The following is a 15937-nucleotide window of genomic DNA, read 5'->3' on the forward strand; positions in this document are numbered from 1 at the left end:
ATGGAGCTATTAATAAAAAGTGCCAGAGTAATAGATTGGTCACAGGATTTTATAGGTGACGTTTATATAAATGATGGAAAAATATCAGAAATAGGTGCAACTTTAGAAAAAAATTGCAAAACTGTTGATGGTACTGGTTATGTTTTAATGCCAGCTTTTACAGATCTTCATTGCCACTTTAGAGATCCAGGATTTACTCATAAGGAAGATATTGAAAGTGGTAGCAAGGCAGCAGTGAAAGGTGGATACACCACCGTTAACTTAATGGGAAATACAAAACCAATTTGTAGCTCTCTTGAGACAGTAGCTTATGTTAAAGAAAAAGCAAAATCAATTGGTTTAATAGATGTAAATCAAGTTATATCAATAACAGAAAATTTTGATGGAAAAACCACAACACATCTTGAAAAATTAACTGGGGAAATAAAATTTATATCTGATGACGGTGTTGGGGTAGAAGATTCAAAGGTTATGTATGAAGCTATGGTAAAAGCTAAGGAAATAGGACTTGGGATCATGTCTCATTGTGAGGATAAAAGCATTCTTAGTGTAAGTTCAAGATTAGCAGAAAACATGATGACTATAAGAGATATAATTTTATCAAAGTATACAGGCTGTAGATTACACTTAAGCCATGTTAGTACTAAAGAAGCTATAAATTACATAAAGCTTGCCAAAAAAGAAGGAGTGCCAGTTACTTGCGAGGTAACTCCTCATCATATCGCTCTTACGGGAGAAGGAACTTATAGGGTAAATCCACCTATAAGAGAAGAAGAGGATAGAGTGGCATTAATACAAGCAATAAAGGATGGTTATGTAGATGCTATTGGAACAGACCATGCACCACATACAAAGGAAGATAAGGCAAATGGATCTCCTGGACTTGTTGGAATTGAAACAGCCTTTTCTGTGTGTTACACAAAGCTTGTAAAAGATAAACATATTTCTATTAATAAGCTTAGCGAGATAATGTCTAAGAATCCAAGTGAAATACTAAAAGTAAATAAGGGAACCATTACCATTGGTAAAGAAGGGGACCTTGTACTTGTGGATTTAAATAAAGAAATTGAGATAGATGCAAACAGCTTTGTTTCAAAAGGAAAAAATACTCCTTTCCATGGAATGAAATTCTTTGGAGAAGTACAAATGACCATTAAGGCTGGTAAAATTGTCTACTCAAAGCTATAGAAGAGGGCATATCAATTCTAAGATATATTTAAGAAGAAAGAGGGTCCAAAATGATTATAGATAAATTGTATGATGCGGTTAAAGAAAAAGGTAATGTTTGTTTAGGATTAGATACAGACCTAGATTATATTCCTCTAGAGTTTAAAAATCAATATGCTGATGATGGTGAAGCAATTCTTCAGTTTAATAAGAAAATAATTGATGCTACTTTAGATGTAGTTGCAGTTTATAAAGTACAAATAGCTTATTATGAAGCCCTTGGAATCAATGGATTAAAGGCATATAGTGCAACCTTAAAATATTTAAAGGAAAAAGGTGCTGTAACCATTGCGGACATAAAAAGAGGAGACATAGCAAACACGGCTAAGATGTATGCAAAGGCTCACTTTGAAGGTGACTTTGAAGCGGATTTTATAACCTTAAGTCCATATATGGGTATGGATACAGTAGAACCTTTTATGAGTTATTTAAAAAGTGGAAATAAAGGTGTATTCATGCTTGTAAGAACTTCTAATGGAGGTTCTATGGATTTTGAATACCTAGAGACTGCAAAAGGAAATAAGGTTTATGAAGAAGTAGGAGAAAGGTTCCAGAACCTTGGAGAAAGTGTTCTTGGACAATGCGGATATTCAGCTATAGGAGCAGTAATGGGCTGTACTCATGTAGATGAAGTAGCTAAAATGAGAGAAAAGCTAAACAAGACCTTCTTTTTAATACCTGGTTATGGTGCTCAAGGTGGAACTGCTAAGGATGTAGCTTTATATCTAAAGAATGGCAACGGTGGAGTAGTTAATTCTTCAAGAGGAATCTTATTAGCATATAAAAACAAAGAACATGAAGGCAAGAGTTTTTATGAAGCTGCAAGACTTGAAGCTATAAAAATGAGAGACGAAATTTTAAAATATAGCACTGCAAAAGAAAATTAAAGCTTTGGGAAAGAGGTAAAGTTATGAAAGAAACGATAGAACAAGTATATGAAAACCTCAAAGTTGCAGAAGGGGTTTATAAGCTTACTGTAAAGGGAAGCTTCCATGTAAAACCGGGGCAATTTTATATGCTTAAAAAGAAAAATAGCTCTGTGCTTCTTCCAAGAGCTATAAGTGTGTGTGATGTAGATGATGAAAAAATCACTTTTTTATATCAATTAGTAGGAGAAGGCACGAAGGAACTTACAGCCTTAAGACCAGGAGATTCAATGCAATTAGTAGGGCCTCTTGGAAATGGTTTTGATGCAAACGAAATAAAGGGTAAGGTTGCTCTAGTAGCTGGTGGTATAGGCTTGGCACCAATGATATATTTATCAAAATCTTTAAGCCATTGTGAAGTTGATCTTTATGCTGGATTTAGAAATGAAAGCTACTACATAGACAAAGTAGGGAAGAACGTAAAGAATATCTATATCTCAACAGAAAGTGGAGCAGAAGGGCATAAAGGATATGTAACAGATATCCTAAAGCCTGAGGAATATGACTTAGTATTATGCTGCGGACCTGAGATAATGATGTTTAAAACAGCTAAAATGGCAATGGACAAAGGAACAGCTGTTAAAGTATCTATGGAAAATAAGATGGCTTGTGGCGTAGGGGCTTGTCTAGTGTGCACTTGTAAAACTAAAGATGGTAATAAGCGAACTTGTAAGGATGGACCAGTATTTTCTGGAGAGGAGTTAGAACTAAATGCTTAAGGTAAATATAAACGGAGTAGATTTTAAAAATCCTATAATTATGGCTTCAGGAACCTTTGGGTTTGGAGAAGAATATAAAGAGTTTATGGATTTATCAAAGCTTGGTGGAATAAGTTCAAAGGGACTTACTTTAAATAAAAAAGAAGGTAATGATGGACTGAGAATTTATGAAACTCCTAGTGGTATGATGAATAGTGTAGGGCTTCAAAATCCTGGTGTACAAGGTTTTATAGAAAAAGAATTACCAAAAATGAAGACTTATGATACTGTAGTTCTTGCAAATCTTGGTGGTGGAACTATTGAAGATTATGTAACTGGCGCTGCAATGCTAGATGCTACGGATATAGATATTTTAGAACTAAATATATCTTGTCCTAACGTAAAAGAGGGTGGAATGGCCTTCGGAATTAAAGCTGATGTTGCAGGTCAGGTAGTAAAGGAAGTAAGAAAAGTAACTTCAAAGCCGTTAATGGTAAAGCTTTCTCCTAATGCCGAGGACATAGTCGATATGGCAGTAAAATGTGTAGAAGCAGGAGCAGATTCTTTATCTCTTGTTAATACTTTTAAAGCTATGGCTGTGGACATTAGAACAAGAAAACCTATGTTTAAAAATATAACAGCAGGACTTTCGGGACCAGCTATAAAACCTATAGCGTTAAGAATGGTTTATGAGGTGTGTAGAGCTGTTGAGGTACCAGTTGTAGGTATGGGTGGAATAGTTTCAGCACAAGATGCTTTAGAGTTCATAATGTGTGGAGCAAAAGCAGTGCAAATAGGAACAGGAAACTTTATAAAACCGACTTTAGCATTAGATGTAATTGCTGGTATAGAGGAATATCTAAAAGAAAATGGCATTAAAGATATAAGTGAAATCACAGGAATAATATAGTTGAACAGATGCATAGAAGAGATGACTTTTGAAGTCAATTTATTTATTCTATGAAGAACGAAGGGTTAAGACCTAATGTTTAAGTAGCACAGTGCAAATAAACATATAAATAATAAAAGGTGCGGAGGTATATTTAAAATGGAAACTAGAGAGATGGTTATAGAAACATTAAAAGAGGTTGAAGCTTTATTAGAAGGACATTTCTTATTATCATCAGGAAAGCATAGCAATAGATATTGTCAATGTGCAAAGCTTCTTCAACATCCAGATAAAGCAGAAAAAGTTCTAAAAGTAGTAGCTGATCAGTTAAAAGATGTAGACTTTGATATAGTAGTTGGACCAGCAATGGGTGGAGTTGTTGTTGCTTACGAGCTTGCAAGACAAGTAAAGAAACCAGGAATATTTACTGAAAGAGTAGATAATGTAATGACTTTAAGACGTGGTTTTGAAGTTAAAAAAGGACAAAAAATAATAATTTCAGAAGACGTTGTTACTACTGGTAAATCAACTATGGAAGTTGTGTCACTTTTAGAAGGAATGGGAGCAGAAGTTGTAGGTCTTTGCTGTATCGTAGATAGAAGAGCAAAAGGTGTTGAGGTTCCTTTCCCTATATACAGCGCTGTTAAACTTGATATAGAAAGCTTTGATATAGAGAATTGTCCAATGTGCAAAGAAGGAACACCATATGTAAAACCAGGCAGCAGAAAAATGGAATAGAATATTACTTTTAACAATATTAGAAAGACTAAAAGTGCTGATAAAAATTTAGTACTTTTAGTCTTTTATTATTCGATGGGTTTTATTTGTGTTATATAATAGGTAGCAACAGCTTCAGTAGCACTAATAACAATGCCAGCTTTAGAAGCTAAGACCTTAAATAGAGGAATAATATTTTCTCCAACTACCAGCTTATAGGTATGTCCTATTATAAGATGATCTCTTATTTCTTTTTCGCAAACCCCTTCATAATTTAAGGTTAAATATTCAGAAGTATTAATTAATTCTCCTTTAGATATTGCACCATCAGCATATCTTAGGAATGCAATTTTAGGAATACTAACAATTTCATTACTATAATTTAGAATTGCTGTTCCAGTGTTTATTTTCCCTATAGACTTTGCGGGGATGTTTTTACCATAGATTGTTCGTATATCAACACTAAGATTTTTTGTTTTTAATAGTGTAAGAATGTTAATGATTTGTTTTATAGAGTTATCTAATGGAAGATTTATGTCTATTCCAGATAAACCGTTGATTCCAGGTTTTCCTGGAAGACCATCTTTACCAGGAGACCCAGGATCGCCCTTAGGACCTTTTTCACCGTCTTTACCAGGAGGCCCAGGATCGCCCTTAGGACCTTTTTCTCCGTCTTTACCAGGAGGCCCAGGATCGCCCTTAGGACCTTTTTCACCGTCTTTACCAGGAGGGCCAGGATCGCCCTTAGGACCTTTTTCTCCATCTTTACCAGCAGGTCCAGGATCACCTTTAGGTCCAGTTTCACCATCTTTACCAGCAAGTCCCCGTGGACCTCGTGGTCCAGCTTCACCTGGAGGTCCCGCTGGTCCAGGAGCTGGAAGAGAATCAGAATTTTTTTGATTTAATAAGAAAAGCAATAATAGAAGACTTAAGCCATTGTTATTATTACCATAATTACTCATCGCAGCTCCTAATAAAATGTTATATAATATTGTATTAGAATACTAAATAACATTATGATAAAAAATGCACATAAGCTAACTTAAAAAACCACCATAGTGATTATATGAATAAAATATAAATTTAATAACTAATTTAATTTTATTCAATATTAAATTTAAAAATGAGTTCAGAAAATACTTAAAAGAACGATACTATAAATTAGGAAATATATCTCCTTGTATACATGTAATGTTCGTTATTATAGGGTGTTATTTTAGGTTAATGAGATTTATGGCATTTAGATTATTAGGAATTAGAGGTAGATAGACAGATGTTTATAAGAGATTACGAAGAGAAGGATTTAAGTGAAATATTGGAGGTATTCTATAATTCCGTAAGGAATATTAGATCATACAACTACACAAGAGAAGAGATTGAACATTGGGCTCCAGATGAACCAGATATTGAGGATTGGAGAAGAAGTTTAGGAAATAGCATAACTAATGTAGCAGAATCTTCAGGAAAAATTATTGGTTTTGCACAACTGACTAAAGAAGGATATATTGAAAGGCTGTATATACATAATAGCTTTCAAGGTAAAGGTGTTGGTTCACAACTTATTGCTGATATAGAGATGGAAGCTCAAAATCGTGGGATAAAAGAAATTATAGTTTATGCAGCAGAAATTGCTAAAGGCTTCTATGAAAAAATGGGCTATACTTGTTTGAAGAAAATGAGAAGAGATTATAACGGACTTATATATAATAACTATGTTTTAAGAAAAAAAATATAATTATTAAGTATTAATAAAATTTATATTTACTAATAAAATTGTTAATAATTTAAATAACGAAAATATTGCAAGGAGATTTGCATGAAATTAGAAATACAGCAATTATTAAAAAAATACTATGGTTATGATTCCTTAAGAGAAGCACAAGAAAAAACCATAGAAAAAATCTTAGAGGGCAAAGATACACTAACGATAATGCCTACAGGTGGGGGGAAATCTATATGTTATCAATTGTCAGCTCTAATGCTTAAGGGAGTAACTATAGTTATTTCACCACTAATATCCCTTATGAAGGAACAAGTGGATACCTTAAATGAACTTGGGATAAATAGTACTTATATAAATAGTTCTGTTGAAAAAAATCAGGTAATATCTCGAATTATGGCACTGAAAAATGGTGAATATAAAATTCTATATGTAGCACCTGAAAGATTAGAAAATTATGATTTTATTCAAGTGATTTCAGATATAGATATTGCAATGATAGCTGTTGATGAAGCTCATTGCGTTTCTCAGTGGGGACATGATTTTAGACCAAGTTATAGAAGAATAAGCAATATGATAGGATGCTTAAAGCATAGGCCAATAATATCGGCATTTACAGCTACAGCGACGGAGGAAGTAAAGAAAGATATAATTTCTCTGTTAGGTTTAGCAACCCCAGATGTTTTTATCAATGGCTTTGATAGACAAAACCTTAATTTAAAGGTTTTAAAAGGTATTAATAAAAGAGATTTTTTAAAAGAATATCTAGCCCAAAATAAAGGGTTATGTGGAATAATATACACTTCTACAAGAAAAGATGCTGAGAAGGTTTATGAGTTTTTGTTAAAGGAAAATCATAAAGTTGGTGTTTATCATGGTGGTTTGTCTGATGAAAAAAGAAATCAATTTCAAGAAGACTTCATTTATGATAATGTTGATATTATGGTTGCAACCAATGCTTTTGGTATGGGAATAGATAAATCAAATGTTAGGTATGTAATTCATTATAATATGCCTAAAAGCATAGAAGCTTATTATCAAGAAGTGGGCCGTGGGGGTAGAGATGGTGGAGAAAGTGATTGCATATTGCTTTTTAATATGCAGGATGTTCAAACACAGAGATTTCTAATTGATTCAAGGGAAATCCCCGAAACTATAAAGAAGAATGAATATAAAAAATTACAGGAAATGCTTGATTACTGCTATACTTCAAAATGCCAAAGAAAGTACCTTTTAGAGTACTTTGGAGAAGTGGTAGACTATGATAATTGCGAAAAGTGTTTTAACTGTACAGGTTCCTCAGAATTAACAAACATAACTATAGATGCTTATAAGATATTCTCTTGTATTTTAAGAACTAATGAGAGATTTGGTAAGAACATAATAGCTGGAGTTTTGAAGGGTTCTAAAAATGAAAAGATATTAACTCAAGGTTTAGGAACACAAAGTACTTATGGAATTATGTCAGAAAAAACTATAAAAGACATAACTGACATAATAAATATTTTAGTAGCTGATGGTTACATTAACGTAACAGAAAGCGAATTTCCTACTTTAAAAGTTTCCAATAGGGGAATATTAGCTTTAAAGAATAAAGAGGAAGTTTATATAAGAGCAAAAATTAAGACAACAAAAATAGTAAAAGAAGATAGTGAATTATTTGATATATTAAAGAAATTAAGATTTGAAATAGCCAAGGAAGAAAGAGTACCTTCTTACATTATTTTTGCTGATACTTGCTTAAAAGAAATCAGCAGTTATATGCCACAATCAAAAGAAGAATTATTACAAATAAAAGGTGTGGGAGAGAGAAAGTACGAAAAATATGGAGATAGATTTATAGCAGTAATAAAAGAATATATAGAAAAAAATAATATAGATGTACAAAGTTTGAATTTAGCAGATGAAAGCGATGAAGAGAACTTCAAAAGTGAAACAGAACAAGGAAAAGCTGAAGAGAAGAAAAAAACACATCTTGTATCTATGGAATTGTATAATGAAGGAAACTCTCTAGAAAATATCTCAAAGATTAGGAGTATTTCTGTTAATACTGCGGAGCAACATATCATTCTTTGTTATGAAGAAGGGTATAATATAGATATCAATAAGCTAGTTCAGCTGGAATATAAAAATCAAATTCTTGACGCTATAAAAGATGTTGGAGATGAGAAGTTAAAGCCTATAAAAGCAATGTTGCCTGAAGAGGTTACTTATACATCTATAAAAGCTGTTCTTGCAGAAGAAAGAAGAATGGCTAATGGTAACATAAACATAAATCCTAAGGATTTGACAACATACACAAATGATGATATTATTATTTAGAAAATGCATGCTTAGTTTTAATCAAAACTGTGATTTTGATCTCTATAGTATGCTCTAATGGTTAAAATTGAATAGTTACCTTTAACTCAAGTCCAGAGAGGCTGAGAAGGTGTTTGGAAATAGTTTAACAATAGGGAATTTCTATGCCTTCAACTTTATGGTGAAGGCATTTTTTTTATCCCTTAATCCAAATGCTGAAATTCTAAAAAAATTTGAATTGAGGTGTTTTTATGAACGGAATTTTATACTTAGAAGACGGTACTGTTTTTTATGGCAAAGCTTTTGGAAAGCAAGGAACTGCTATAGGAGAGGTAGTTTTCAATACATCAATGACAGGATATCAAGAAATTCTAACAGACCCATCTTATGCAGGGCAGATAGTAAATATGACCTATCCATTAATAGGAAACTATGGAACTAGCTCATCTTTTAATCAAAGTAAGAAGATTTACGCCAAAGGATTTGTAGTAAAGGAATTATGCGGTAAAGGTTCAAACTATACGAATGAAGAAGAATTAAATGAATTTTTAAAGAAAATGGATACAATTGCATTAAGTGGTATAGATACTAGAGCTCTTACAAGAAAAATAAGAAGTTGTGGTGCTATGAAATGTATAATAACCTCAGAAGAACTTACTATTGAGGAAATGGAATCCATTATTAAGAATACTGAGTTTGGTATAGAGCAAGTTAAAGAAGTAAGTAGAACCGAAATTGAGCATATAAAAGGTAGCGGTCCTAGAGTAGCAGTCTTAGATTTTGGTATTAAGAATAATATTCTTGAGAATTTAAAGAATTTAGGCTGTGATTTAACTATATTCCCATACGACTCGACTTATGAACAAATTATGAAAATTAATCCACAAGGTGTTTTCCTAAGCAATGGTCCTGGAGATCCAACATCTATACCAGAAGTGGTTGAAATTGTTAAAAAATTAGTTAAGGTTAAACCTACATTTGGAATATGTTTAGGCCACCAAATTTTATCTCTAGCTTTTGGTGGAAAGACTTACAAACTAAAGTTTGGACACAGAGGTGGAAACCATGGTGTTTATGATATAGAAAGAGATAGAGCATATATCACTTCTCAAAATCATGGTTATGCTGTTGACCCAGCAAGCTTAGAAGGAAAAGACGTTGTTGTAACACATATAAATTTAAATGACAATACTGTTGAAGGTATGAAACACGAGACTTTACCTGTATTTTCAGTTCAGTTTCATCCAGAAGGTGCACCGGGACCTGAAGATTCTGCTTATCTCTTTGATAAGTTTATGGATTTAATGGATAACGCTGTTGACGCCAAAGCAATATAAACAGAGTTCTTTGTTTCAGGGGGAGTTTACTCCATCTGAAACTTAGAAATCGTTATCCAGGGACGTAGTAGCCGTTAACTTCCACTTTATGGAAGATGGGAGTGTTACGGATAGTAGTCATCGGGTAAATCCAAGAAATGAAACTAGGACTTAAGATAATAGGAGGATGGATGCTTTATGCCAAGAAATGAGAAACTTAAAAAAGTATTAATATTAGGTTCAGGCCCAATAATTATAGGTCAAGCAGCGGAGTTCGATTATTCAGGTACTCAAGCTTGTAAATCTATAAAAGAAGAAGGGATAGAAACCATTCTTATAAATAGTAATCCTGCAACTATTATGACAGATTCAAATGTTGCGGATAAAGTATATATTGAACCTTTAAAAGAAGAGGTTGTAGAAGAAATAATAAAGAATGAAAGACCAGATGGAATTCTAGCTGGTTTCGGTGGTCAAACTGCCTTAAATCTTGCAATGAACTTAAGAGAACAAGGGATTTTAGATAAGTATAACGTAGAATTATTAGGCACTAACAGTGATGCGATAAAAAAAGCTGAAGACAGAGAAGAATTCAAGAATCTTATGTTAGAGATAGGAGAGCCAATACCATCGAGTATAATCGCTCATACCCTTGAAGAATGTATAGATTTCGTTGGGAAAATTGGGTTCCCAGTAATAATAAGACCAGCATATACCCTAGGGGGAAGTGGTGGCGGAATTGCATCTAACATGGATGAGTTACATGATATCTGCTCAAGAGGATTAAAACTTAGTCCAATAGGACAAATATTACTTGAACAAAGTGTTGCAGGTTGGAAAGAAATTGAGTATGAAGTTATCAGAGACGCTAAAGACAATTGTATAATAATTTGTAACATGGAAAACTTTGACCCTGTAGGTGTTCATACTGGAGACTCAATAGTTATTGCTCCTTCTCAAACTTTAACAGATAAACAATATCACATGTTGAGAAGTGCAGCTACAAAGATAATTAGAAGCCTTAAAATAGAAGGTGGATGTAATATACAATACGCTTTAGATCCAGTAAGCGAAAATTATGTTGTTATAGAAGTTAACCCTAGAGTTAGTAGATCTTCAGCTCTTGCATCAAAAGCTGCTGGATATCCAATAGCGAAAATAGCTTCTAAAATAGCAATTGGTTATTCTTTAGATGAGCTTAAGAACTATGTTACACAAACTTCATCTGCATGCTTTGAACCTACATTAGACTATGTAGTAGTTAAAATACCAAAGTGGCCTTTTGATAAGTTTATAACAGCACATAGAAGCCTTGGAACGCAAATGAAGGCTACTGGAGAGGTAATGAGTATAGACAGAACCTTTGAAGCAGCTGTTTTAAAAGCTATAACTTCTCTTGAAGGTGGATTAAGTGCTTTAAGACTTGATAAGTTTATTTACATGAGAAAAGATGAGCTTATAGAAAAGATTAAAAAGCAAGATGATGAGAGAATATTCGCTATTGCTCAAGCTATGAGACAAGGTGCATCTATAGATGAAATACATGAGGCAACAAAAATCGATAAATGGTTCCTTCAAGGAATAAGAAACATTATCGATATGGAACTTATGTTAAAAGATAAGAACATCCTTAAGAAGCCTATTAAAGAAGCTAAGGAAATGGGCTTTACAATAAAGGAAATTGCAGCACTTACAAAGATAAGTGAAAAAGAAGTTGAAGATTATATAAAAGAAAATAATATCATTCCTGTATACAAGGTTGTTGATACTTGTGGAGGAGAATTTGAAGCAGCAACTCCTTATTATTATTCAACTTATGAAGAGGAAGATGAAAATATAATAAAGGACAACAAGAAAATAGTAGTTATAGGTTCTGGTCCAATAAGGATTGGTCAAGGAATAGAATTTGACTATTGCTGCGTACACGGTGTATGGGCAATAAGAGATGCTGAATATGAATCTATAATAATAAACAATAATCCTGAAACTGTAAGTACAGATTTTGATACTTCAGATAAGCTATACTTTGAATCTCTATATATAGATAATGTAATGGATATTATAAATAGAGAAAAACCAGAAGGGGTTGTTGTTCAATTTGGTGGCCAGACAGCTATAAATCTTGCTGAACAATTAACCAAACGTGGAGTAAATATCCTTGGCACTGATTTTGAAGCTATAGATTTAGCTGAAGATAGAGAAAAATTCTCTAAATTCTTAGAGGATATAAACATAGAAGCACCAAAAGGCAGAGCTATAACTAGCATGAGTGAAGGTTATGATGCTGTAGCTCAGCTTGGATATCCTGTAATCTTAAGACCATCCTATGTAATTGGTGGAAGAGCAATGCAAGTTGTTTATGATAAAGCAGGACTTCAAAAATATCTTACAGAAGCAGTAACTTTATCAACAGAGCATCCAGTGCTTATTGATAAATATATTCAAGGAACAGAAATTGAAGTGGACGCAATCAGTGATGGAGAAAATATATTAATACCTGGAATAATGGAACACGTTGAAAGAACTGGTGTACATTCAGGTGATAGTATAACTATTTATCCAGAATTCACATTAAGCGAAGACGTGATGGCAACACTTTTAGATTGTACTGAAAGAATTGCTAAGGGGCTAAAAATAAAAGGTTTAGTAAACATACAATATGTTTTTGATGGAGAAAAGGTTAGAGTTATAGAAGTTAATCCAAGAGCATCAAGAACAGTACCAATCTTAAGCAAGGTAACTAATATACCAATGGTTAAAATTGCTGTTGATATAATGCTTGGCAAAAAGCTTAAAGATATGGAATATGGAATTGGATTAAATAGAAATAAGAATTTATATGCTGTGAAGGTTCCTGTATTCTCTAATGAAAAATTGGTAAATGTAGATACATATCTTGGACCAGAGATGAAATCTACAGGAGAAGTCCTTGGGGTAGATGATGATTTAGATATAGCGATTTATAAAGGTTTTATAGCTTCAGGTTTAAACGTAATAGATGGAGGAAATATATATATTTCCTTGAAAGACGTAGATAAAGAAGAAGGAGCTGCACTTGTAGAAGAATATATTAATAGGGGCTTTAAGATTTTCTCAAGTGGTAAAACTCATGATTATCTAAAAGAAAAGGGACTGGACACAAATATAATTACAATAGCTGAACTTATGAAGATGATACCAAAGGGTGAGATGAGTTTAGTTCTAAATACTCCAACTAAAGGTAATCATGTTGAAACAATAGGATTTAAAATAAGAAGAAAAGCAGCAGAATATAAGATTCCTGTGTTTACATGTATAGATACTGCAGCTTGTTTCTTAAAAGCTATTGATGTGAAGAAGAAGGATAAGACTGTTTCATATAAGCCAATGTCATACTATTTTGAAAAGAAATAGTAAGTGAGATTGATGTTAGGGGCAAAATATTTACTTTAAAGAGAGACTCTAGGTATTCCTAGGGTCTCTTGACTTAGATAAAAATTTTTATAGATTTTCAAAGCTAAAGCGCAACTTGTTCAGAATCTTTTAATTTTAGATAAAGCTGATATCTTAGCGCGATATTTTTGAAAAAATTATAGACACAAGCCAAAGGTTGTAATGGGAAAATCCATACTCTATTAGAATAATGTTAAATATAATACATAACTTTTATTAATAATAATTGAGAATGATATTTATATATGGTATAAATATATTGTTAGAAATAAATATAAATGAAATGTATAAAAAAACTAAAAACATTAGAATGTAATATTCGGGTATGATAATATAGTGTTGAATAATATATTTAACTTAAAGCTAAGGAGGAATATCTTATGGCTAAGCCAAGTATATTCAGTAGTAATTATGACAATCAGATGAAAAGAAGAAAAAAAAGAAAACGAAAAATTTCATTATTGGTAGTTGTTTTAATTTTTGGAGCAATAGTAGGAATTTATGCAATAGGTTTTAATGATTTTTCGTCTAAGGCAATAGATAGCATAAATACGTTAGGTAGCAAATTAATATCTAGTAAAGAAAAAACTGATAACAAAGAGAAAACTGATAGCAATGATATTAATAAAGCAGAAGATAAATCAGAAGATGTTATTAGTGAAAGTGACAGTGAAGAAAAGGAAGCCACAACAGAGGCAACAGAAGAAGCAAAGATAAAGGAAATACCTGTAAAAATAAATGAAAAAGTTGGAGCTCTTATCACTGTTGATAAGGTAACAAATAAAATAACAGAAGTTACTGCAAGTAATGAAAATACTCAGTATCAGTTAAGTGATACAAGAAATGTTGGACTTTTATATGATAAGAGTGCTCAAATGGTGTATATTTTTAACAGTAAAGGCGAAGTTAAGGATATAACATATACGCAATATGTATCCACAAAAGGTGAAATAAATAAAAGAGAAGATGTAATTGCTTATAGAAGTGACTTTGTTTGGATGGGAACGCCTAAATTTATAGATGATAATACTGTAATTTATAAAAGCTTTTTACCTTGGTTTACAACAGTAAACTATATTTGGATCTATGATAATACCAATAACACATATAAAACTGTTTGGATTAATAATAAGCTTTTAGGCGGAGGCACTATTGAGATTTTAGACAAAGTTGGCGATGGAATAAAGGTTAACGTCGACGGTACTGATTATAAAGTTACTCCAAATGCTATAGCTACACTTATGTAAATATTTAAATTTCAATAATAATTGTAAAAAAATAATAAACTATGATATAATGTTTTAGTTAGAATGATAACTAAGTTTAGAACACTTAATATTAGGAGGAATAATAATGAACGCTACTGTAGAAAAAATAGAGAAGAATACTGCTAAGATTACAGTAACTGTTGAAGCTGAAAAATTCACAGATGCTCTTAAAAAAGTATATCAAAAGAATGTTAAACAATTTAATATACCAGGATTTAGAAAAGGAAAAGCACCTTTACATTTAATAAAGAAAATGTACGGAGATCAAATATTCTACCCAGAAGCAGAAGAAATGGTAATAAACACTACACTTCCAGGTATATTAGTTGAAAATAATGTTAGAGCTGTTGACAGACCAGAAGTTTCAATTGAACAAAGCGAAGAAGGTAAAGAATTTACATATACTGCAACAGTTACAACTATGCCAGAAGTTGAACTTGGCGATTACAAAGGTGTAACAGTTGAGAAAGTTGAAAAAGTGGCAACTGAAGAAGATATCGAAGCTGAATTAAAGACTATGCAAGAAAAGAATGCAAGAGTATCTTCAAAAGCAGAAGGCACTATAGAAAATGGAAACATTGCTGTTATCGATTTTGAAGGCTTTATAGCTGGAGCTCCTTTCCAAGGTGGAAAAGGTGAAAATTATGAATTAACAATAGGTTCACACTCATTCATCGATACCTTTGAAGATCAATTAATAGGATTAAACAAAGGCGATGCAAAGGATGTAGTTGTAACTTTCCCAGAAAATTATGGTAATGAAGAATTAAATGGAAAAGAAGCTACTTTCAAAGTAACTGTTAATGATATTAAAGTAAAAGAATTACCAGCTTTAGATGATGAATTTGCTAAAGAAGTATCAGAATTTGAAACTTTAGAAGATTTAAAAGCTGACATAAAGAAAAAAATGGATGAATATAATGAGCATATGGCTAAGCATGAATTCCAAGAAAAGGCAGTTGATGCAGCTGTAGCAAATACTACAATTGAAATTCCACAAGTTATGGTTGATAATGAAATCAACAACATGATGAGAGATTTAGAAAATAGATTAAAAGCTCAAGGTTTAGATCTTGATACTTATTTCAAATTCACTAACAGTAACGAAGCAAATGTTAGAGATTATATGAAAGAAACTGCTGAAAAGAGAGTTAAAACTGAATTAGTTATGGCTCAAATAGCTAAAGTTGAAGATGTTCAAGTTAGCGATGAAGAAGTTGAAGCTAAGGCTAGAGAAATGGCAGCACAATGGGGAACACCAGACGTGGAAGAAACTGTTAAAATGATACTTGGAATGCAAAAAGAATATATCACATATGATTTAGTTAACCAAAAAGTAATTAACATAATAGTTGAAAACGCAAAAGTTGCTGAATAAATAATAAAAAATTATATAAATTTTGATTAAAGTAAGCGAACTATTTCCATAATAAATAGTATAAT

Annotated in this window: 12 protein-coding genes; 11 read left to right on the forward strand and 1 reads right to left on the reverse strand. The window is 32.3% G+C overall.

The window, feature by feature from the left end; all coding sequences use genetic code 11:
* The 5 genes from CLOCEL_RS07820 to pyrE all read left to right on the forward strand — a co-directional run bounded on the left by CLOCEL_RS07820 (position 1) and on the right by pyrE (position 4478).
* Positions 1 to 1188: a dihydroorotase gene (locus CLOCEL_RS07820; RefSeq protein ID WP_010077491.1), complete on the forward strand. Its 1188-nt coding sequence runs from the start codon at positions 1 to 3 to the stop codon at positions 1186 to 1188.
* A 50-nt stretch (positions 1189 to 1238) separates the two neighbouring features.
* On the forward strand, positions 1239 to 2114 hold the full coding sequence (pyrF, locus tag CLOCEL_RS07825) for an orotidine-5'-phosphate decarboxylase (protein WP_010077490.1): 876 nt from the start codon (positions 1239 to 1241) through the stop codon (positions 2112 to 2114).
* Positions 2115 to 2137: 23 nt separating this feature from the next.
* Positions 2138 to 2872: a dihydroorotate dehydrogenase electron transfer subunit gene (locus CLOCEL_RS07830; protein ID WP_010077489.1), complete on the forward strand. Its 735-nt coding sequence runs from the start codon at positions 2138 to 2140 to the stop codon at positions 2870 to 2872.
* On the forward strand, positions 2865 to 3761 hold the full coding sequence (locus CLOCEL_RS07835) for a dihydroorotate dehydrogenase (RefSeq protein ID WP_010077488.1): 897 nt from the start codon (positions 2865 to 2867) through the stop codon (positions 3759 to 3761). Before CLOCEL_RS07830 ends, CLOCEL_RS07835 begins: the two co-directional genes overlap by 8 nt.
* Positions 3762 to 3899: 138 nt before the next feature.
* On the forward strand, positions 3900 to 4478 hold the full coding sequence (gene pyrE, locus CLOCEL_RS07840) for an orotate phosphoribosyltransferase (protein ID WP_010077487.1): 579 nt from the start codon (positions 3900 to 3902) through the stop codon (positions 4476 to 4478).
* 68 nt (positions 4479 to 4546) lie between these two features.
* Here the strand turns inward: pyrE and CLOCEL_RS21985 are convergent, their stop codons facing one another.
* A complete protein-coding gene (locus CLOCEL_RS21985; RefSeq protein WP_013291680.1) occupies positions 4547 to 5419 on the reverse strand; it encodes a collagen-like protein in 873 nt (290 codons plus the stop codon).
* 311 nt (positions 5420 to 5730) lie between these two features.
* Between CLOCEL_RS21985 and CLOCEL_RS07850 the strand changes: the two genes are divergently transcribed.
* The 6 genes from CLOCEL_RS07850 to tig all read left to right on the forward strand — a co-directional run bounded on the left by CLOCEL_RS07850 (position 5731) and on the right by tig (position 15872).
* Entirely contained in the window at positions 5731 to 6192 is a 462-nt protein-coding gene (locus CLOCEL_RS07850; protein ID WP_010077484.1) for a GNAT family N-acetyltransferase, read from the forward strand.
* 81 nt (positions 6193 to 6273) lie between these two features.
* Positions 6274 to 8499, forward strand: coding sequence for a DNA helicase RecQ (gene recQ, locus CLOCEL_RS07855; RefSeq protein ID WP_010077483.1), 2226 nt, complete (start codon positions 6274 to 6276; stop codon positions 8497 to 8499).
* A gap of 230 nt (positions 8500 to 8729) precedes the next feature.
* Positions 8730 to 9815, forward strand: a complete 1086-nt coding sequence (gene carA, locus CLOCEL_RS07860) for a glutamine-hydrolyzing carbamoyl-phosphate synthase small subunit (protein ID WP_010077482.1) — start codon at positions 8730 to 8732, stop codon at positions 9813 to 9815.
* Positions 9816 to 9992: 177 nt separating this feature from the next.
* A complete protein-coding gene (gene carB / locus CLOCEL_RS07865) occupies positions 9993 to 13187 on the forward strand; it encodes a carbamoyl-phosphate synthase (glutamine-hydrolyzing) large subunit (protein ID WP_010077481.1) in 3195 nt (1064 codons plus the stop codon).
* A 419-nt stretch (positions 13188 to 13606) separates the two neighbouring features.
* The gene (locus CLOCEL_RS07870) at positions 13607 to 14473 is read left to right on the forward strand and encodes a hypothetical protein (protein ID WP_010077480.1); all 867 of its coding nucleotides are present in this window, start codon (positions 13607 to 13609) and stop codon (positions 14471 to 14473) included.
* A gap of 106 nt (positions 14474 to 14579) precedes the next feature.
* Entirely contained in the window at positions 14580 to 15872 is a 1293-nt protein-coding gene (gene tig, locus CLOCEL_RS07875) for a trigger factor (RefSeq protein ID WP_010077479.1), read from the forward strand.
* Positions 15873 to 15937 lie beyond the last annotated feature (65 nt).

Source organism: Clostridium cellulovorans 743B (genome assembly GCF_000145275.1).
Taxonomy (GTDB): domain Bacteria; phylum Bacillota; class Clostridia; order Clostridiales; family Clostridiaceae; genus Clostridium_K; species Clostridium_K cellulovorans.